The organism is Aquisalimonas sp. APHAB1-3 (genome assembly GCF_048323695.1).
Classification (GTDB): Bacteria; Pseudomonadota; Gammaproteobacteria; order Nitrococcales; family Aquisalimonadaceae; genus Aquisalimonas.
On sequence record NZ_JBLWFT010000004.1, the window covers coordinates 14934 to 33371 of the forward strand.

18 protein-coding genes are annotated in these 18438 nt (G+C 68.2%); 11 read left to right on the forward strand and 7 right to left on the reverse strand.

From position 1 onward, the window contains the following. Positions 1–16: 16 nt before the first annotated feature. Positions 17–2323 (forward strand): NADP-dependent malic enzyme, encoded by a 2307-nt coding sequence (locus ACNSTU_RS08290; RefSeq protein WP_290637371.1) that lies wholly within the window; start codon positions 17–19, stop codon positions 2321–2323. Positions 2324–2374: 51 nt separating this feature from the next. Further along, positions 2375–3355: a quinone oxidoreductase family protein gene (locus ACNSTU_RS08295; protein WP_290633630.1), complete on the forward strand. Its 981-nt coding sequence runs from the start codon at positions 2375–2377 to the stop codon at positions 3353–3355. A 46-nt stretch (positions 3356–3401) separates the two neighbouring features. Here ACNSTU_RS08295 and ACNSTU_RS08300 read toward each other — a convergent pair whose 3' ends face one another. The 6 genes from ACNSTU_RS08300 to ACNSTU_RS08325 all read right to left on the reverse strand — a co-directional run bounded on the left by ACNSTU_RS08300 (position 3402) and on the right by ACNSTU_RS08325 (position 9500). Further along, complete coding sequence (locus tag ACNSTU_RS08300) at positions 3402–4643, reverse strand: heme biosynthesis HemY N-terminal domain-containing protein (RefSeq protein ID WP_290633632.1); 1242 nt, start codon at positions 4641–4643, stop codon at positions 3402–3404. Further along, entirely contained in the window at positions 4640–5872 is a 1233-nt protein-coding gene (locus ACNSTU_RS08305) for a uroporphyrinogen-III C-methyltransferase (RefSeq protein ID WP_290633633.1), read from the reverse strand. The genes ACNSTU_RS08300 and ACNSTU_RS08305 overlap by 4 nt, the downstream gene beginning before the upstream one ends. After that, positions 5869–6675: a uroporphyrinogen-III synthase gene (locus ACNSTU_RS08310; RefSeq protein ID WP_290633635.1), complete on the reverse strand. Its 807-nt coding sequence runs from the start codon at positions 6673–6675 to the stop codon at positions 5869–5871. The genes ACNSTU_RS08305 and ACNSTU_RS08310 overlap by 4 nt, the downstream gene beginning before the upstream one ends. Then, the gene (gene hemC / locus ACNSTU_RS08315) at positions 6672–7619 is read right to left on the reverse strand and encodes a hydroxymethylbilane synthase (RefSeq protein WP_290633637.1); all 948 of its coding nucleotides are present in this window, start codon (positions 7617–7619) and stop codon (positions 6672–6674) included. The genes ACNSTU_RS08310 and hemC overlap by 4 nt, the downstream gene beginning before the upstream one ends. An 80-nt stretch (positions 7620–7699) precedes the next feature. Next, positions 7700–8440 carry a LytR/AlgR family response regulator transcription factor gene (locus ACNSTU_RS08320; protein WP_290633639.1) on the reverse strand — a complete coding sequence of 247 codons (741 nt, stop codon included), beginning with the start codon at positions 8438–8440 and terminating at the stop codon, positions 7700–7702. Next, positions 8418–9500, reverse strand: a complete 1083-nt coding sequence (locus ACNSTU_RS08325; protein WP_290633641.1) for a sensor histidine kinase — start codon at positions 9498–9500, stop codon at positions 8418–8420. The genes ACNSTU_RS08320 and ACNSTU_RS08325 overlap by 23 nt, the downstream gene beginning before the upstream one ends. A gap of 135 nt (positions 9501–9635) precedes the next feature. Here ACNSTU_RS08325 and argH point away from each other — a divergent pair, with 135 nt between their 5' ends. Then, positions 9636–11036 carry an argininosuccinate lyase gene (gene argH, locus ACNSTU_RS08330; protein WP_290633643.1) on the forward strand — a complete coding sequence of 467 codons (1401 nt, stop codon included), beginning with the start codon at positions 9636–9638 and terminating at the stop codon, positions 11034–11036. Between the two features lie 159 nt (positions 11037–11195). Here the strand turns inward: argH and ACNSTU_RS08335 are convergent, their stop codons facing one another. Next, positions 11196–11867 (reverse strand): alpha/beta hydrolase, encoded by a 672-nt coding sequence (locus ACNSTU_RS08335; protein ID WP_290633645.1) that lies wholly within the window; start codon positions 11865–11867, stop codon positions 11196–11198. A gap of 136 nt (positions 11868–12003) precedes the next feature. On the opposite strand from ACNSTU_RS08335, the gene lptM reads away from it, so the two are divergent. The 8 genes from lptM (at position 12004) to ACNSTU_RS08375 (ending at position 18399) form a co-directional block, all read left to right on the forward strand. After that, the gene (gene lptM, locus ACNSTU_RS08340; protein WP_290633647.1) at positions 12004–12153 is read left to right on the forward strand and encodes an LPS translocon maturation chaperone LptM; all 150 of its coding nucleotides are present in this window, start codon (positions 12004–12006) and stop codon (positions 12151–12153) included. Further along, entirely contained in the window at positions 12150–13397 is a 1248-nt protein-coding gene (gene lysA / locus ACNSTU_RS08345; RefSeq protein WP_290633649.1) for a diaminopimelate decarboxylase, read from the forward strand. The genes lptM and lysA overlap by 4 nt, the downstream gene beginning before the upstream one ends. Beyond that, positions 13394–14257, forward strand: coding sequence for a diaminopimelate epimerase (dapF, locus tag ACNSTU_RS08350; RefSeq protein ID WP_290633651.1), 864 nt, complete (start codon positions 13394–13396; stop codon positions 14255–14257). The genes lysA and dapF overlap by 4 nt, the downstream gene beginning before the upstream one ends. A gap of 64 nt (positions 14258–14321) precedes the next feature. Further along, on the forward strand, positions 14322–15020 hold the full coding sequence (locus ACNSTU_RS08355) for a DUF484 family protein (RefSeq protein ID WP_290633653.1): 699 nt from the start codon (positions 14322–14324) through the stop codon (positions 15018–15020). After that, the gene (xerC, locus tag ACNSTU_RS08360; protein WP_290633655.1) at positions 15017–15937 is read left to right on the forward strand and encodes a tyrosine recombinase XerC; all 921 of its coding nucleotides are present in this window, start codon (positions 15017–15019) and stop codon (positions 15935–15937) included. Before ACNSTU_RS08355 ends, xerC begins: the two co-directional genes overlap by 4 nt. 121 nt (positions 15938–16058) lie before the next feature. Then, entirely contained in the window at positions 16059–16619 is a 561-nt protein-coding gene (gene hslV, locus ACNSTU_RS08365; protein ID WP_290633656.1) for an ATP-dependent protease subunit HslV, read from the forward strand. A 6-nt stretch (positions 16620–16625) separates the two neighbouring features. Then, complete coding sequence (hslU, locus tag ACNSTU_RS08370) at positions 16626–17954, forward strand: ATP-dependent protease ATPase subunit HslU (RefSeq protein WP_290633657.1); 1329 nt, start codon at positions 16626–16628, stop codon at positions 17952–17954. 91 nt (positions 17955–18045) lie between these two features. Beyond that, positions 18046–18399: a DUF971 domain-containing protein gene (locus ACNSTU_RS08375; RefSeq protein WP_290633658.1), complete on the forward strand. Its 354-nt coding sequence runs from the start codon at positions 18046–18048 to the stop codon at positions 18397–18399. The last annotated feature ends 39 nt before the right edge of the window (positions 18400–18438 follow it).

Consider the following 18438-nt stretch of genomic DNA (forward strand, 5'->3'; position numbering starts at 1 on the left):
TGCTGCGGAGAGAGGAATGTCAGACGACCTGCGTGAGAATGCACTCGAATACCATCGCCAGCCCACCCCCGGGAAGCTGCAGGTCGTCCCGACCAAACCCCTCGCCAACCAGCGCGACCTGGCGCTGGCCTACTCCCCCGGCGTCGCCGCCGCCTGCGAACTGATCGTCGAGGACGAGAAGGAAGCGGCCAGCGTCACGGCCCGGGGCAACCTGGTGGGCGTGGTCACCAACGGCACGGCCGTGCTGGGCCTGGGCAATATCGGTCCGCTCGCCTCCAAGCCGGTCATGGAAGGCAAGGGGGTGCTGTTCAAGAAGTTCTCTGGCATCGACGTCTTCGACGTGGAAGTGCAGGAGAACGACCCCGACCGGTTCGTGGACATCGTCGCCAGCCTGGAGCCCACCTTCGGCGGCATCAATCTGGAAGACATCAAGGCGCCCGAATGCTTCGAGATCGAAGAGAAGCTCAAGGAGCGCATGAACATCCCGGTGTTCCACGACGACCAGCACGGTACCGCCATCATCACCGCCGCCGCGGTGCGCAACGGCCTGCGCGTCGTGGACAAGGCCATCGCCGATGTCACCGTGGTCTGCTCCGGCGCCGGCGCCGCCGCCATGGCCTGCCTGGAGCTGCTGGTGGGGCTGGGCATGAAGCGCGAGCACATCACCATGCTCGACTCCCGCGGGGTCATCCACACCGGGCGCGACAACCTGGATGCGCGCAAGGCCAGTTTCGCCCGCGACACCGACGCCCGCACCCTGGACGACGCCATGGACGGCGCCGACATCTTCATCGGGCTCTCCGGGCCCGGCGTGCTCACCCGCGGCATGGTGGCAAAGATGGCGCGCGACCCGCTGGTGTTCGCCATGGCCAACCCCACACCGGAGATTATTCCGGAAGAGGCCCAGGAGGAGCGCCCCGACTGCATCATCGCCACGGGTCGCTCCGACTACCCGAACCAGGTCAACAACGTCCTGTGTTTTCCGTTCATCTTCCGCGGTGCGCTGGACGTGGGCGCCACCACCATCAACGACGAAATGAAACTGGCCTGCGTCGAGGCCATTGCCAACCTCGCCACCGAGGAGTCGTCGGACGTGGTGGTGGCGGCCTACGGCGGCAAGCCGCTGCAGTTCGGGCGCGACTATCTGATCCCGAAACCGTTCGACCCGCGACTGATCTCCCGGGTGGCGCCGGCTGTGGCGAAGGCCGCCATGGAATCCGGCGTGGCCGCCCGACCCATCGAGGACATGGCCGCCTACAAGCTGCGCCTCAACCAGTTCGTGTTCCAGTCCGGGCTGGTGATGAAGCCGCTGTTCGAGCGGGCCCGCCAGCATCCCCGCCGCGTGGTGTATGCCGAAGGCGAACAGGAGCGCGTGCTGCGGGCCGTGCAGGTGGTGGTGGATGACGGCCTGGCCAGGCCCATTCTCATCGGCCGTCGCAAGGTCGTGGAGATGCGCATCGAGCGCCTCGGCCTGCGCCTGAAAATCGACGAGGACTTCGAGCTCGCCGATCCCGAGGACGACCCGCGCTACCGTGAGTACTGGACGCTCTATCACTCCATCATGGAGCGCAAGGGCGTCACCCCCGACCAGGCGCGGAACGTGGTGCGCACCCGCAATACAGTGATTGCCGCGCTGATGGTGCGCCGGGAGGAGGCGGACGCCATGATCTGCGGCATCGACGGCCGCTATCACAGGCAGCTGGCGCACATCGAGTCCGTGCTCGGCCGGCGCCAGGGCGTGCGCAATCTCGCCGCCATGAGCGCACTGATTCTGCCCAAGGGCACGTTCTTCCTGTGCGACACCTATGTCAATCAGGATCCCACACCGGCGCAGCTCGCCGAGATGACCATTCTCGCCGCGGACGAGGTGCGCCGCTTCGGCATGATGCCGAAAGTCGCCCTGCTGTCTCATTCCAGTTTCGGCTCGTCCAGCGCCGCGTCGGCGCAGAAGATGCGCGACGCCCTGGAACTCATCGAGGCGCGGGACCCGAACCTGGAGGTGGAAGGGGAGATGCATGGAGACGCCGCCATCTCCGAGGAGATCCGCCGGCGCATCTTCCCCAATGCGCGCCTGCAGGGCACAGCAAACCTGCTGATCCTGCCGACCCTGGACGCGTCGAACATCGCCTTCAACCTGCTCAAGGCCACCAGCGACGGCGTCTCCGTGGGGCCGATCCTGCTGGGCTCGGACAAACCGGCGCACATTCTCACGCCGTCGGTGACCGTGCGCGGCATCATCAACATGACCGCGCTGGCGGCGGTGGAGGCGGCGATGATGAATCCGACGCCGGAAGAGAACGCTGGCGAGGCGTCCCCAGACTGAGACGGCAGCCGGCACTTGCGTGCGGCTCCAACACAGAGCGAGGTGAACCCCATGACCCAGGCGATCGTAGTCCATGAAACGGGCGGCCCGGAACAGATGCGGTGGGAAGCGGTGGAGGTCGGCACCCCCGGTGCCGGCGAGGCACTGGTGCGCCACACGGTTGTGGGCCTGAACTTCATCGACGTGTACTTCCGCACCGGGCTGTACCCGCCACCGCAGCTCCCCTTCACCCCCGGCATGGAGGCGGCCGGCGTGGTGGAAGCCGTGGGCGAGGGCGTCGACCACATCGCGCCCGGGGACCGCGTCGCCTACGCCGCCGGCCCGCCCGGCGCCTATACCGAGCAGCGGGTGATGGCGGCCGACCGCCTGGTAAAGGTGCCGGACGGCATCAGTGACGAGACCGCCGCCGCCATGATGCTTAAGGGCATGACGGCGTGGTACCTGCTGCGGCGCACCTACCCGGTGAAAGCCGGCGACACCATTCTCGTGCACGCGGCGGCGGGCGGCGTGGGGCTGATCGCATGCCAGTGGGCGAAGCACCTCGGCGCCACCGTGATCGGTACCGTCGGCAGCCCGGAGAAGGCGGAGCTCGCGCACGCCCACGGCTGCGACCACCCGATCAACTACAACACCGAGGATTTCGTCGAGCGCGTCCGGGAGCTGACCGGCGGCAAGGGCGTGCCGGTGGTCTACGACTCGGTGGGGCAGTCCACCTTTCTGCCGTCGCTGGACTGCCTGTCGCCGCGCGGGCTGCTGGTGAGTTTCGGGCAGTCCTCCGGGCCGGTGGAGCCGCTCAACGTCGGTCAGCTCGCCGCCAAGGGCTCGCTGTTCCTCACCCGCCCGACGCTGTTCCATTACGTGGCGGCGCGCAAGGACCTGGAGACGGCGGCGGGGGAACTGTTCGAGCTTGTGGAAAAGGGTGTGGTCACCATCGAGGTGAATCATCGTTTCCCGCTGGCGCAGGCCGCCGACGCGCACCGCGCGCTGGAAGGCAGACAGACCACCGGCTCCACGGTGCTCACCCTGTCCTGATCATGGTCGCCGGGTGCGGGCGGCCCCGCGCCCCCGCACCCGGGACTCACGACTCCGCGGTGGCCGGCTCCTGCCGCCGCACGCCATCCAGCTCGGGCAGCGCGCGGAAGCCGCCGGAATGCTCGGCGGCGCGGCGATACGCTCGCCGGGCGGCATCGCGTTCGCCCAGGTGCTCCAGCAGATCGGCCAGCAGATAAAAGGCCTCGGCACTGGGCTGCCGGGAGGCCGATGCCTCCAGGTAGGACCGCGCCCGGCCCCAGAGGCTGCTGCGAATGGCGAGCCGCCCCACGGCCAGCAACAGGGTGGGATCTTCCGGGTGCTCCCGCAGCCAGCCCTCGGCGACGTTGAAGGCGCGCTCGGGGTCGTCCAGCTGCAGCCGCCCGTAACGCTCGATGATGCGAGTATCCCAGTCCTTGCGCAGCGCCAGACGCAGCCGTTTCTCGAGCTGCTCACTGCCCGGAGCGAGCTCCAGCATGCCGTCGACGTAGGCAAGCAACACCTCCGTATCCTCCTGCATCGCCCGCGGCAGCCGCTCCCAGGCGCGCTCCAGCGCCTCGCGACCGCGCCGGCGTGCCTGTTCCAGAACACCGGTTGCGGCCGTCAGGCCAAGCCCGTGCAGGCGCTCCGAATCCATGTCTGCGTGCCGACGCAACCGTGGCAGTAGATCCAGCAGCCGGTCCGCCTCGCCGAGCACCTCGCACGCCCGCGCCAGCATCTCCAGCACCCGCGGGTTGCGCGGATAGCGCTCCTGCAGCAGGTTGAGCGTCGCGAACGCCGTCTCCCACTGTTCATCTTCGAGGTAAAGCTGGGCCTGCAGCAGACCGATGGCTAGCTGTGCATCGGGGTCGGCCTTGTCGGCCATGGCCAGATAGCTGTCACGGCGGCCATCGGCACCGGCCCGGTGTGCGGCCCAGGCGGCACTGAGGTAATGCAGCACCGAGGTCTCGCTGCGGTCCACGGCGCGGATCAGCAGGCGTTCGGCTTCCTGATAGTCGCCTTCGGCCAGGCGGGCCAGTCCGCGGACGAGCTGGTCGCGGGAGCGCCCGGCGCGGCGATCGGCCAGCCAGCGCCGCATACCGCGGGGCATGGCGCCGACCCGGCGGACAATACCGGTCACCAGCAGCAGACCGACCACCACCACGACCAGCACACCCACGGCGAAGAACAGGCTGGTCTCCATGGTCAGGTCGCCGACGGAGATCAGCACATAGCCGGCCTGCTCGTGAAACCAGAGTGCGGTAACGGCGCTGGCGAACAGCACCAGCAGGAACAGGAAAAGGCGTTTCATTCACCGTCCTCCATGTTGTTCCGGCCAGGGAGGCGGCGCTCGGGGAGTTTCTCCCCGAGATCCGGCATGTCGGCTTCCACGTCCGTATCGCGCAACCGGCTGACCGTCTCGCGCGCGTCGCTCACCGCTTCGTCTTCGGCGTCGAAGTGCCGGTCGAGCCATACACCCACGTCGTCCAGGCTGTCCCGGTATGTAGCGGCGTCACCCTGCAGCAGGGCGGCGCGGGCGGAGAGCAGCTGCAGGCGGAGATTCTCCCGCAGGTAGTGACTCTCTTCCGGGGCCATGAGGCGCGGCGGGGCGTCATCCCGTCGGACCACCACCAGCGAACCGATGGCATCCCGGAACTGCTCCCAGGCGCGCAGCCCGGCATCCCGCCAGCCGGCAAGGCTGTCCAGCTGGGCATCCCGCTGACGAGGCGCCTCTGCCGGCTCCACGCGCCGCTCCACCCGCTTCAGGCTCCACTCGTCGACCCCGTTGATGAGCGCGCGCAGGTCCGCGGCCATGGCCTCGCGGTCGGGCAGGCGCACGTCGAGCAGGGCGTTGATGGCGTCGGCCACGGCCTGGCGCTGATCGACAGTGGCGCCGCCCAGCTCCTCGAGCAGGCTGTCCGCCTCGCGCAGCGCCTGCAGCGCGCCGTTCACATCACCGTGGAACCGCGCCCGGTAACGGGCAACGCCGTACAGGTAGCCCGCCTCGGAGAGAATCCACTCGTCGCGGTGAGCGGCGGCCAGCTCTTCGATGCGATCCATGCGCTCCTGGGCGCCATCGTGCTGATCCCGCACGGTGCGCATGGTCTCCTCTGCCCGCGCCAGGCTCTGTACGTGACTGCTGTGCTCCTGGGCCAGATTGTCGACACGGCCCGTGAGATTGCCTTCGAGGCTGTCGAAACGCTCGCGCACCTCCGCTACTTCCATGCGCTCGGCATAATCATCGCTGGCCCGCTCCAGGGCCTGGAAGCGCTCCCAGACCCACCAGCCCCCCATGCCACCAAGGCCGGCGACGATCAGCGCGATGAGCAGGGCGACTGCGGCCAGCACGGCGGCGCGCCGGTCACCGCCACGATCACCGCCACCACCGGAGGGCGTTCCAGTCGCGCCCTTGGCGCCGCCACCGTTCGCATCGGCCTGGGGCTGGGTGGTTTCCTCCGGTGCGGCATCCGCCGTGGTGTTATCGTTGGAATCCGTCACCGCCTCGTCCTGCTTACCGTGATGTGTCGACGCGTCGTTCATGAATTCGCCTGTCTCCGCTTGCCTGCCACCCAGCGCTCAACCCCCGCCGCGAGGGCATCGGTATCCGGGCCTTCTGCAGTCACGATACCATTGCAGAACCCGAGGCCCGAGGCCCGGGCCGCAACCCGCTCACTGATCACCACCAGCCCGGTGCCGAGAAGCCTTGACCGCCGCTGCTCACCGGCAAGCATGACCAGATTCTCCAGGGCATTGCCGCTGGTGACCACCGCCACGTCCAGGGCGCTACGGGCCCATGCGCGATCCAGCTCTGCCGGGTCCACGTCGGGCAACTCGCGGCGGTAGGCGGACAGCACCTCCACCGTTGCCCCCCGCTGCTCCAGGGTCTCCCGGAGCAGTTCACGTCCGCCATCCCCTCGCACCAGCATAGCGCGCTGGCCGCGTACGTGTCGGAGCGGGGGCTGCGCGAGCAGCGCCTCACTGTCGTAACCATCAGCCGGAACCACCGTGGCCGCTACGTCCCGGGCCGCAAGCGCGCGCGCGGTGCCCCGGCCTACGGTGGCTACCGCGACCCCGGCGGGCCAGGGTTGCCCCCGCTCCGCCAGACGCCGAAACAGGGCATCCACCGCATTCGGGCTGACAAAGATCACCAGATCGGCACAGTCGAGACGATCCAGCCCGCGATCCAGAGCCTGGGGATCGGGTGCCGCGCCGATGGCAATGACCGGAAACCGCGTTACAGCCGCCCCCCGGGCTGCCAGGGCGTCGCAAAGCGGCCCTGCCTGGTGCGCGGGCCGGGTTACCAGGACGCCGACACCGACGAGCGGCTGGTCACCGGCGGTCACCGGGGCGGTTCCTCGGCTTCGGCAAACAGACGCTGGAGGATCTCCCGCGCACCGCGGCCCAGGAGGTCACGGCCAAGCCTGGAGCCGATGTCATCGGCGTCTTCAGCCGCACCGGTGAGCTCGCCGCGAATCATCTCGCGGCCGTCCGGGGAGCCCACCAGCCCGCGCAGGTGGAGCCGATCGCCATCCAGCTCCGCATAGGCGCCGATGGGTACCTGACAGCTGCCCTCCAGCTCCCGGTTCATGGCGCGCTCGGCCGCAACGCGGATGTGGCTGTCCTCGTGATCCAGCGGCCGGATGAGCTCTTCGACGTCGGTGTCACCCACCCGGCACTGAATACCGAGCGCCCCCTGACCCACGGCGGGCAGGCTTTCTTCCGGGGGCAGGGTACGGGTGATGCGCGCCTGCAGCTGCAACCGCTGCAGCCCGGAGGTGGCGAGGACGATGGCGTCGAATTGCCCCTCGTCGAGCTTGGCAAGCCGGGTGTTGACGCTGCCGCGCAGGGTTTCCACGTGCAGGTCCGGCCTTACCGCCCGGATCTGGCTCTGCCGCCGCAGGCTCGCGCTGCCGACCACGCCGCCCTCGGGGATGTCAGCGAGCGTGGCGTAGTGGACCGACAGGAACGCATCCCGGGGGTCGCCGCGCTCCGGAATCACGGGCAGGTGCAGGTCCTGTGTCATGAAGGCGGGCACGTCTTTCATGGAGTGCACGGCGATGTCCGCGCGGCCGTCCAGAAGCCCTTCTTCCAGTTCCTTCAGGAACAGCCCCTTGCCGCCGATGCGCGCCAGCGGTGCATCCAGGATGCGGTCGCCCCGCGTGCTCATTTTCACCAGCTCCACCCGCAGGCCTGGGTGGGCCGCGCGCAGACGACCGGCCACGTGTTCGGCCTGCCAGACGGCGAGCGGTGACTTGCGGGTGGCGATTCGAAGGGTGTCGATGCGCATCAGGGCCTCTTGTCAGCAGGATGTCCAGGGCCGCATAGGATGCCATGGTTCCACGGCGCTGCCGACCGGCCACGCCGGCACTACCCCATGGCTTCCAGCAACTGCCGGATGCGACTCACGTGCCGCCGGCTCACCTGCAGCGCAAAGTCCGTGCCGCGCAGCGCGAGGTAGGGACGCCCCCCGAGTCCGCGCTCAAGTCGGCCGAGACGGTCGCGGGCAACCAGTGCGTTGCGGTGAATGCGCACGAACCGCTCACCGAACTCGTGCTCCAGCTGGCGCAGGGACTCCTCGATGAGATCCTCACCCCCGGTATGGCAGACCGTGACGTACTTGTTATCTGCCTGGAAGTAGTGTACGTCGGCAACCGGGATCAGCTCCATGGCGCCGCGCCGGCGGCAGAGAATGTGCTCACGGGGCCCCTGAACTGGCGGCGCTTCACGTGCTAACGCCTCCAGCTGCGGACGGGTGATCCGGCGGGCTCGCCGCAGTGCCTGGGCCAGACGCTCCCGCCGCACGGGTTTCACGAGGTAATCCACCGCCTCGGCATCGAAAGCCGCCAGGGCGTGCTCGCCGTAGGCCGTGACAAAGATCACCGCTGGCGGCGCGTCCATCTCGGCCAGCGCCCGGGCTGCGGTCACCCCATCGGTGCCCGGCATGCGGATATCCATGAGCACCAGATCGGGCTGTTCGCTGTGCGCCATGCGCACCGCCTCGTCACCGTCCGCCGCCGTACCGACCACCTGGTGATCGCCGATATCAGCGACATGGCGGGCCAGCCGTTCCCGGGCCGGTGCTTCGTCATCCACGATCAGAATGCGCATGCTCCCTCCCCCGTTCCGCGTGGCCCGCGCGCGCCTCCCTTGGGTCGCAAGGTAGTGTCAGGCACACGCTGTAGCAGTCGTCCTCCTGCCGCACGCTCAAGTGCCCCTTGTCGCCGTAGGCAAGCCGCAGCCGCTCACGGACATTGTCCTGGGCGATCCCGAACCCCCCGCGCGCGGCCGCCCCGTCCGGGGGCAACGGATTGCGCACGCAGACCTGCAGCACACCGTTCCGGACCCGACCGGACACCACCAGCCGGCCACCATCCCGCCGGGGCTCAATTCCATGATAGACGGCATTCTCGAGAAGGGGCTGAAGCGTCATGGACGGAATCCGTACCTGTCCCGGCAGGTTGTCGGTCTCCCAGGCGATCTGCAGGCGGTCGCCGAGGCGGAGCTGTTCCATGTTGAGATACCCCTGCGCCAGCGCCAGCTCGTCGTCCAGTGTCGATAACCCCTCACCGGATTCGAGGCTGGCACGGAACAGATCGGCCAGATCCTCCACGGCGGCCTCCGCCTGCCGGGGCCGGGAGCGGATCATGGCCGCAATGGTGTTCAGGCTGTTGAACAGGAAATGCGGGCGGATGCGCGCCTGCAGCGCCTGCACCCGGGCGGCCGACGCCGCCTCCACGCGCCAGCGCCAGTCCTGCTGCAGGTAGAGATAGCGCAGCGCCACCGCCGCCACCACGGCGGCGAGTCCGAGACTGCGCAGCATGAAACCGGCCCACGTCCCCTCGCTCTCCACCAGCACCAGCGTCCAGGCAAGATGAGCGACCAGCGCGGTGACCGCCATCACCAGCAGCCAGGCCAGCAGCCCCGCGGTCAGGGGCGGCAACCGGTTGAGCGCATTACGCAGCAGGCACAGCAGCACCGTGCAGCCCAGAGCGACCCACTGCACGTAGAGAGAGTACAGGCTCAGCGCCTGCCAGGGATCGACCCCCGCCGGCTGGGCGAGCACCAGTACGAATACCAGCAGTTCCGCAATGACCACGACGGCAAGCACGGTGCGCAGGTTGCAGAAGTCCGGCAGGAATCCCGGGGTGATGTGTGTGCTGGTGGTCATTCAGCCTTCCCTTGCCGGCGCCACGGCGCCGGATGGCCTGCAATCAGTGCCACTCCAGTCTGGTGACGGGGCGCCCGCGCGGCAAGCCGCCGGCACTGGTATAATCCGCGCCACACGTCCCAGCAAGAGGCCCCCATGACCGACAAGGACACCAGCCAGCAACTGTGGACCGGCCGGTTCACGGAGGCAACCGATCAGTTCGTCGAGGCGTTCACCGCCTCCGAGCACTTCGATCGTCGACTGTACCGTCAGGACATCCGTGGCTCCATGGCCCATGCGCGCATGCTCGCCGCCGCAGGGGTGCTCACGGAGGCGGAGCGCGACAGCATCCTGGAGGGGCTTGCCGCAATCGAACAGGAGATCGAAGCAGGCGCGTTCGAGTGGTCGCCGGCGCTGGAAGACGTGCACATGAACATCGAGAAGCGGCTCACGGATCGCATCGGCGATGCCGGCAAGAAGCTGCATACGGGGCGCTCGCGCAATGACCAGATCGCCACGGACGTGCGGCTCTACCTGCGCGAGGCCATCGGCGCCATTACCGCCGAGCTGCTGCGTTTCCAGCGGGGGCTGGTGGAGCTGGCGGACCGGGAGGCGGACACCATCATCCCCGGCTTCACCCACCTGCAGGTGGCACAGCCGCTCAGTTTCGGCCACCACATGCTGGCCTGGTACGAGATGCTGGTGCGGGATCAGGAGCGCATGCAGGACTGCCAGCGGCGGCTGAACGTCATGCCGCTGGGCTCGGCAGCGCTGGCGGGCACCAGCTACCCCATCGACCGCACCATGACCTGCGCCGAGCTGGGTTTCGACCGCCCCAGTGACAACTCCCTGGACTCGGTGTCGGATCGCGACTTCGCCATGGAGTTCACGGCAGCGGCGGCCATACTACTGACCCACACCTCGCGCATGGCCGAGGAGATGATCCTCTGGACCTCGCCCATGTTCGACTTCGTCGACCTGCCGGACCGCTTCTGCACCGGCTCGAGCATCATGCCGCAGAAGAAGAATCCGGACGTGGCCGAGATCGTGCGCGGCAAGACCGCGCGGGTGAACGGCCACCTGGTGGGGCTGCTGACGCTGATGAAATCCCAACCGCTGGCCTACAACCGGGACAACCAGGAAGACAAGGAACCGCTGTTCGACACCGTGGACACGGTGCTGGACGTGCTGCGCGCCTTCGCCGACATGGTGCCGGCCATGGCGCCGAAGCGGGACAACATGTTCGCCGCGGCCAAGAAGGGCTTCTCCACCGCCACGGATCTGGCCGACTATCTGGTGCGTAAGGGCGTCCCGTTCCGCGACGCCCACGCCATCGTGGGTGCCGCCGTGCGCCACGGCGTGGAACACGGCGTCGACCTGGCCGACATGGACCTGGCCACGCTGCAGGGGTTCTCCGACACCATCGGCGAGGATGTCTACGAGGTCCTCACCCTGGAGGGCTCGCTGGCCGCCCGGGACCACATCGGCGGCACGGCGCCGGCCCAGGTGCGGGCGCAGATCCGCAAGGCGCGGGAGCGGCTCGACCGGGGCGAGTGACCGCCAGACGGCGCCTGATGATGGACGTAAACGTCCACCCTGCGCCGGATTTCGCCGGTTCGGCAGGCAGCGTCGCCGGGGCAGCCGTAGGGTGGACCTTCAGGTCCACCACATGTGCGGCACAGAAGGTGGATGCAGACATCCACCCGACGCGAACGACTACCCCAACACCCGCTGCAACCAGGCACTGATCGCCTGGATCTCTTCCAGGCACACCTGGTGCTGCATGGGGTAGTCGTGCCACTCGACGCTGTAGCCCATGCCATCCAGCTGGGCCCGGGAGTTTGCGCCCATCTGCACCGGCAGCACCGGGTCTTCAGTGCCGTGGGCCATGAGAACCGGCGTGCCGGCGTTGGCGTCGCTGCGCTCCGCCTCCACCGTTTCGGACAGCGGCAGGTAGGTGGAGAGTCCCATGATTCCGGCGAGCCGTTCCGGGTAGCGCACACCGGTATGCAGCGCAATGGCGCCGCCCTGGGAGAAACCGGCCAGGACGATCCGCTCGCTGGGAATGCCGCGCTCGTTCTCGCGGCGGATCAGCGCGTGCACCTTCTGCTCCGAGTCGCGGATGCCGTCGGCGTCCTGCTGCGCGTTGCCGCCCAGGGCGATGATGTCGTACCAAGCACGCATGGACATGCCGCCGTTCAGGGTGACGGGCCGCACCGGCGCGTGGGGGAAGACGAAGCGCACGGGCAGCCCGGCCGGCAGGCGCAGCTCCGGCACGATGGGTTCAAAATCGTGGCCGTCGGCTCCCAGGCCGTGCAGCCAGATCACGCTGGCGGTCGCGTTGTCCCGGGCGCCGGTCTCGACGCACTCCAGCAGCTCGTCGCTCATGGTTGTCTCCTTGGTGGTGAATCACATGGTGCCGCATGCTACCCGGACCACCTGCAACGGCGCTACTGGCGCTGCGACTGCAGAAGGCGTGCGTGCCCTTTATACTGTGGGGTTTGATTGCCGGAGGTGGCACACCATGTACCGACTGACTGGCGCGCTTGCCCTCGCCATGCTGCTGGCGGCCTGCGGGCAGAAGGGTGATCTGCATCTGCCCGACGACGATGACGACACCGCCATGGATGCCACGCCGGTGACCGCCCCGCACGGCCCCCAGGAGCCCGCATGACGCCCTTTACCTACCGCAACGGCACGCTACACGCCGAGGACGTGCCCCTTGACCGTATCGCCGCCGAACACGGCACGCCGGCGTACGTGTACTCACGCGCCGCGCTGGAGACAGCCTGGCATGCCTACGACGACGCCTTCGCCGCCGTTCCCCACCAGGTCTGCTACGCCGTCAAGGCGAACAGCAACCTGGCCGTGCTGGACGTGCTGGCGCGCCTGGGATCGGGCTTCGACATCGTCTCCGGTGGCGAGCTGGACCGGGTGCTGGCCGCGGGCGCCGACCCCGCTCGCGTGGTGTTCTCCGGGGTGGGCAAGAGCCGCTACGAAATGGCTCAGGCCCTGAACGCCGGGGTGGGCTGCTTCAACGTGGAGTCGGAACCGGAACTGGAACGGCTCAATCACGTGGCCGGGCGGCTTGATCGACGCGCGCGGGTCTCACTGCGCGTCAACCCGGACGTGGATGCGGAAACCCACCCGTACATCTCCACCGGGCTGAAGGAGAACAAGTTCGGCATCACCATCGCCACCGCGGAGGCGCTCTACCGCCGCCACGCCGACTTCCCGCACCTGCAGTTCGTGGGTGTGGATTTCCACATCGGTTCGCAGCTCACGCGCACGGCGCCGTTCGAGGACGCCCTGGAACGGGTGCTGGCACTGATCGACCGGCTTGCAGACGCCGGCCTGACGCTGGAGCACATTGACATCGGTGGCGGTCTGGGCGTGTGTTACCGGGACGAGACGCCCCCCGATCCGGCCACCTATGCCGACGCCCTGCTGACGCGGCTGGCCGGGCGGGCGCTGGCGGTGTACCTGGAACCGGGGCGCTCCATCGCGGCCAATGCCGGCGTAATGCTGACCCGCGTCGAGTACCTCAAGCCGACACCGGATCGCAACTTCGCCATCGTCGATGCCGCCATGAATGACCTGCTGCGTCCGGCGCTTTACGACGCGTGGCAGTCAATCGTGCCGGTACAGCCCCGGGACAGCGACCAGCCCGTGGCCTACGACATCGTCGGCCCGGTCTGCGAGACCGGCGATTTCCTGGGCAAGGACCGGGTGCTGGCCCTGGCGCAGGATGACCTGCTGGCCGTGCACTCCGCCGGGGCGTACGGTTTCGTCATGAGCTCCAACTACAACACCCGCAACCGCCCGCCGGAGCTGATGGTGGACGGCGACGCGGTGCACCTGGTGCGCCGACGGGAGACGGTCGAGGACCAGCTGGCGCCGGAGCGGCTGCTGCCATGACGCTGCGATTCACCAAGATGCACGGCCTGGGTAACGACTTCGTCGTCGTCGACGCCATCCGCCAGGAGGTGGCACTGTCCGCCGACGACATGCGCCGGATCGCGGACCGCCGTTTCGGCGTGGGCTGCGACCAGGTGCTGCTGGCGGCCCCGGCAACACAACCGGGCATGGACTTCCGCTACCGCATCTTCAACGCCGATGGCGGCGAAGTGGAGCAGTGCGGTAACGGCGTGCGCTGCCTCGCGCGCTTTCTGCTGGACGAAGGCCTGACGCAGCGTGACCGGCTCACCATCGAGACCCTGGGCGGGCCGACGGAGATCACCATCGAGGCCGACGGGCAGGTGACCGTCAACATGGGACCGCCGCGCCTGGAACCGGCCGCGATTCCGTTTACCGCCAGCCCCCGCGCCACCACCTACGAACTGGACTTGAACGGGGACACCCTGACCATCGGTGCGGTCTCCATGGGCAACCCCCATGCGGTCGCCGTGGTCCCGGATGTGGATACCGCCCCGGTGGAACGCGTCGGCCCGGCCGTCGAACGCCACGGCGCCTTTCCGGCCCGCGTCAACGCCGGTTTCATGCAGGTGGTCGATCAGGGCCATGTGCGCCTGCGGGTCTACGAGCGCGGCGCCGGGGAGACCCTCGCCTGCGGCACCGGCGCCTGCGCGGCGGTGGTCGCCGGCCGGCTCCAGGGGCTGCTCGGGGAAACCGTCGCCGTGGATCTGCCCGGCGGCCGCCTGGCGATCCGGTGGGCGGGCGAGGGGGAGCCTGTATGGATGACCGGCCCGGCCACCACCGTGTTCCATGGCCGCATCGCCCTGTCCCCCGACGATGACGCCCCGGCCCAGGTCCGATAAACTGGCCTGTATTCACTGATTTTTCGCCCGGACACGCCCCGGGCACCTCACGGGAGGATGGCGGATGACCAGCCAGAACAGCGCGGGACTGGATGACACGCTTCCGGAGGAAGCGGTCTCCGCGTACCTGGAAGAGAATCCCGACTTCTTTGCGCGCCACCCGGCGCTTGTCACGCGCCTGCGGATCCCCCACGAGTGCGGCGACGCGACCTCGCTGATCACCTATCAGGTCGCTCGGCTTCGCGACGAGAACAAACAGCTCAAACGGCGCCTCGATGACCTGCTGCAAGTTGCCCGGGACAACGACCGCCTGGCCGATCAGCTCCACCGCCTGACCCTGGAGCTCATGGACAGCCAGGACCTAGACGGCCTGCTGCAGACCCTCAAGGACGGACTCCGGCATCAGTTCCAATCCGACCTCGTGGCCATCGCACTGCTGCCGACCCAGGGGGAAGCCGGTGGCCAGGACGTACTCTCTCCTGATGATCAGGCCGTGTTCGGCGATTTCATCAAGGCAGCGAAGCCACGCCTGGGCCGTCTCGACCCTGCACAGGCAGCGCTGCTGTTCGGCGACGCCGCCGACCGGCTGGGCTCCGCTGCCATCGTGCCCATCAGCGACAATCACCACGTCTCCGGGATTCTTGCCGTGGGCAGCTTCGAGCCGGACCGTTTCAATCCCAGTCAGGGCACCGTTTTCCTGCGCCAGCTCGGCCAGCTCGCCGGCCGCGCCCTGCGCCCCTATCGCACCAGCGGCACGGCATGACCCCGGCGGCACAGGCCTGTCTGGACCGCTTCGACAGCCACCTGGGCCATGAACGCCGGCTGGCGGCGCTCACCCGCCAGCACTACCGCCGCGATCTGGACGCGCTGGTGACCTGGTGCGACCGGCACGCCATCGAGCACTGGCAGCAACTGCACGCCAGCCACATCCGCCAGTTCGTGGCCGACGGCCATCGCGGCGGACTCTCCGGGCGCTCCCTGCAGCGGCGGCTCGCCGCGCTGCGGACCTTCTTCCGCTTTCTGGTGCGAGAGGGGCTGATGGAGAACGATCCGGCGGCGGACATCCCGGCGCCGAAAAGCGGCAAACGCCTGCCCCGCACTCTCGACGCCGACGCCGTGGCACGCCTTCTGGACGGCTTGGCCCCGGGCGACGACCCGCTGCTGCTCCGGGACCTGGCGCTGTTCGAGCTGCTGTACTCCAGCGGGCTGCGCCTGGCCGAGGCGGCCGGCCTCGACCTGGACGGCGTGGACTTGCAGGACGGCGCCGTGCAGGTCCTCGGCAAAGGATCCCGGGCGCGGATCCTGCCGGTAGGCCGGCGGGCGCTGTCGCGTCTCGAGCAGTGGCTCGGCGTGCGCGGGCAGCTCGCATCCGTGGACGAGCAGGCCCTGTTTGTCAGCCAGCGGGGCGGACGGCTGTCCCGGCGCAGCATCGAGAACAGGCTGACCCAGCTGGCCGCACGGGTACTCGGCCAGCCGGTGCACCCGCACATGCTGCGGCACTCCTTCGCCAGCCACCTGCTTGAGTCCAGCGGTGACCTGCGGGCCGTACAGGAGCTCCTGGGCCACGCCAGCATCGGCACGACGCAGGTCTACACCCATCTGGATTTCCAGCACCTGGCCCGGGTCTACGACGCTGCGCACCCGCGCGCCCGCAAGCGCAGCGATGACGCCAGCGGCTGACCCCCGTCGACACCCCCTTTAAAACCGCGGCGCTACCCCCCATCACCTGTCCACGGTGACCAACGACACGTCTGCGCTCTACAATGGCAGGCTTTCCATCCACGAACAGCGGAGCAGTCACGTGGAACAGTTCAGAGGTACAACCATCCTGGCGGTGCGCCGCAACGGCCGCGTCGCCCTGGGCGGGGACGGTCAGGTCTCCCTGGGCGATACCGTCATGAAAGGCAACGCACGCAAGGTGCGGCGGCTCTACCACAACGAAGTCATCGCCGGATTCGCCGGCGGCACTGCCGACGCCTTCACCCTGTTCGAGCGCTTCGAGGGGCAGCTGGAGAAGCACCGCGGCAACCTGGCCCGGTCCGCGGTAGAGCTGGCCAAGGACTGGCGCTCGGATCGCGCCCTGCGCCGGCTGGAGGCGCTGCTCGTAGTTGCCAACAAGGAGCTCACCCTGATGATCTCCGGCAACGGCGATGTCATCGAGCCGGAGCGGGACCTGATCAGCATCGGCTCCGGTGGACCCTACGCCCAGTCGGCAGCCACGGCGCTCATGGACAACACCGACCTCAGCGCCCGCGAGATCACCGAGAAGGCACTGAACATCGCCGCGGATATCTGCGTCTATACCAACCAGTATCTGACCATTGAAGAGCTGCCCGGCAGCAAGCCCACCGTGGAGGCGTGAACAGCCATGTCAGAGATGACACCCCGTGAGATCGTCCAGGAACTGGACCGCCACATCATCGGCCAGGCCAATGCCAAGCGCGCCGTAGCCGTGGCCCTGCGCAACCGCTGGCGCCGCATGCAGCTCGACGAGACCCTGCGCGCCGAGGTCACGCCGAAGAACATCCTCATGATCGGCCCGACGGGCGTGGGCAAGACGGAGATCGCCCGCCGTCTCGCCAAGCTGGCGCGGGCGCCGTTCGTCAAGGTGGAAGCCACCAAGTTCACCGAAGTGGGCTACGTGGGCCGGGACGTGGAGTCCATCGTCCGTGATCTGGTGGATATCGCCATCAAGATGACCCGCGAAGAGGAGATGGAGAAGGTCCAGTACCGGGCCGAGGAGGCCGCCGAGGAGCGGCTGCTGGACATCCTCCTGCCGCGCGCCAGCACCCACAGCAGTGACGCCGACGACCACAGCGAGGCGACCCGCACCAAGTTCCGCAACAAGCTGCGCTTCGGTGATCTGGACGACCGCGAAGTGGAGATCGACGTGGCAGCCCACTCGCCGGGGGTGGAGATCATGGCGCCGCCCGGCATGGAAGAGATGACCAACCAGCTGCAGAGCATGTTCCAGAACATGGGCGGTCAGCGCTCCCAGAAGCGCACCATGAAGATCCGCGATGCGCGCAAGGTGCTCCAGGAAGAGGAAGCCGCCAAGCTGGTCAACGAGGAAGAGATCAAGCTCACCGCCGTGGACCGGGTCGAGCAGAACGGCATCGTTTTCCTGGACGAGCTGGACAAGGTCGCCAAAGGTAACGAAGGGGGCCACGGCGGCGAGGTCTCCCGCGAAGGCGTGCAGCGCGACCTGCTGCCGCTGGTGGAAGGCAGCACCGTGTCCACGAAGCACGGCATGGTGCGCACGGACCACATCCTGTTCATCGCCTCCGGCGCGTTCCATCTGTCGAAGCCGTCCGACCTGATTCCGGAACTGCAGGGGCGCCTGCCCATTCGCGTGGAGCTGGACGCGCTGCAGGCCGAGGACTTTGTGCGCATCCTCACCGAACCCAGCGCCTCGCTCACCGAACAGTACACGGCGCTGATCGGCACGGAGGACTGCGAGCTGGTGTTCACCGAGGACGGCATCAACCGCATCGCGCAGGTAGCCTCGGAGGTGAACGAGCGTACCGAGAACATCGGCGCCCGCCGGCTGCATACGGTCATGGAACGGCTGCTGGAGGAGGTGTCGTATCAGGCGCCGGATCGCAGCAACCAGACCATTACCGTGGATGCGGCCTACGTGGACGAGCACCTGCAGGAACTGGCCCGCGACGAGGATCTCAGCCGCTACATCCTGTAAGGGACCGTAGGGTGGACCTGAAGGTCCACCCTACACGGGCACCTACGCTCGCCGGCAGGCGTCGGCGCCTGTTTTCTGAATCGAGGTGGTCATGGCAAACCCGACCGAACTGCAACTGCACCAGGCCTCGAAAGTGCTCGAGGTCTCCTTCGACGACGGCAGCCGCTTCGAGCTGCCGTGCGAGTACCTGCGGGTCCACTCACCCTCTGCCGAGGTGAAGGGGCACGGGCCGGGCCAGGAAGTCCTGCAGGTGAACAAGGAAGACGTCAACATCACGCGCATCGAGCCCACCGGGAATTACGCCGTGCGGCTCTATTTCGACGACGGCCACCACACCGGTCTGTACACCTGGGAGTATCTCTACGAACTGGGCGCCAACCAGGAGAGCTACTGGGCAAAGTACCTGGACGCGCTGGCCGCGGCGGGCTACAAGCGCCGCGGTTAGGGTACTCCGCCGGCCGCGGTGGTGGTACCGTTGGCACCG

Excerpts from the sequence above, each read along its gene's own strand:
- ACNSTU_RS08290 (WP_290637371.1), top strand. The coding sequence starts at position 17 with ATGTCAGACGACCTGCGTGAGAATGCACTCGAATACCATCGCCAGCCC.
- lptM (WP_290633647.1), top strand. The coding sequence starts at position 12,004 with ATGTACCGACTGACTGGCGCGCTTGCCCTCGCCATGCTGCTGGCGGCC.
- ACNSTU_RS08305 (WP_290633633.1), bottom strand. The coding sequence starts at position 5,872 with ATGAACGACGCGTCGACACATCACGGTAAGCAGGACGAGGCGGTGACG.
- ACNSTU_RS08335 (WP_290633645.1), bottom strand. The coding sequence starts at position 11,867 with ATGAGCGACGAGCTGCTGGAGTGCGTCGAGACCGGCGCCCGGGACAAC.
- ACNSTU_RS08295 (WP_290633630.1), top strand. The coding sequence starts at position 2,375 with ATGACCCAGGCGATCGTAGTCCATGAAACGGGCGGCCCGGAACAGATG.
- dapF (WP_290633651.1), top strand. The coding sequence starts at position 13,394 with ATGACGCTGCGATTCACCAAGATGCACGGCCTGGGTAACGACTTCGTC.
- ACNSTU_RS08375 (WP_290633658.1), top strand. The coding sequence starts at position 18,046 with ATGGCAAACCCGACCGAACTGCAACTGCACCAGGCCTCGAAAGTGCTC.
- ACNSTU_RS08325 (WP_290633641.1), bottom strand. The coding sequence starts at position 9,500 with ATGACCACCAGCACACACATCACCCCGGGATTCCTGCCGGACTTCTGC.
- ACNSTU_RS08320 (WP_290633639.1), bottom strand. The coding sequence starts at position 8,440 with ATGCGCATTCTGATCGTGGATGACGAAGCACCGGCCCGGGAACGGCTG.
- xerC (WP_290633655.1), top strand. The coding sequence starts at position 15,017 with ATGACCCCGGCGGCACAGGCCTGTCTGGACCGCTTCGACAGCCACCTG.
- hemC (WP_290633637.1), bottom strand. The coding sequence starts at position 7,619 with ATGCGCATCGACACCCTTCGAATCGCCACCCGCAAGTCACCGCTCGCC.
- ACNSTU_RS08355 (WP_290633653.1), top strand. The coding sequence starts at position 14,322 with ATGACCAGCCAGAACAGCGCGGGACTGGATGACACGCTTCCGGAGGAA.
- lysA (WP_290633649.1), top strand. The coding sequence starts at position 12,150 with ATGACGCCCTTTACCTACCGCAACGGCACGCTACACGCCGAGGACGTG.
- argH (WP_290633643.1), top strand. The coding sequence starts at position 9,636 with ATGACCGACAAGGACACCAGCCAGCAACTGTGGACCGGCCGGTTCACG.
- ACNSTU_RS08300 (WP_290633632.1), bottom strand. The coding sequence starts at position 4,643 with ATGAAACGCCTTTTCCTGTTCCTGCTGGTGCTGTTCGCCAGCGCCGTT.
- hslU (WP_290633657.1), top strand. The coding sequence starts at position 16,626 with ATGTCAGAGATGACACCCCGTGAGATCGTCCAGGAACTGGACCGCCAC.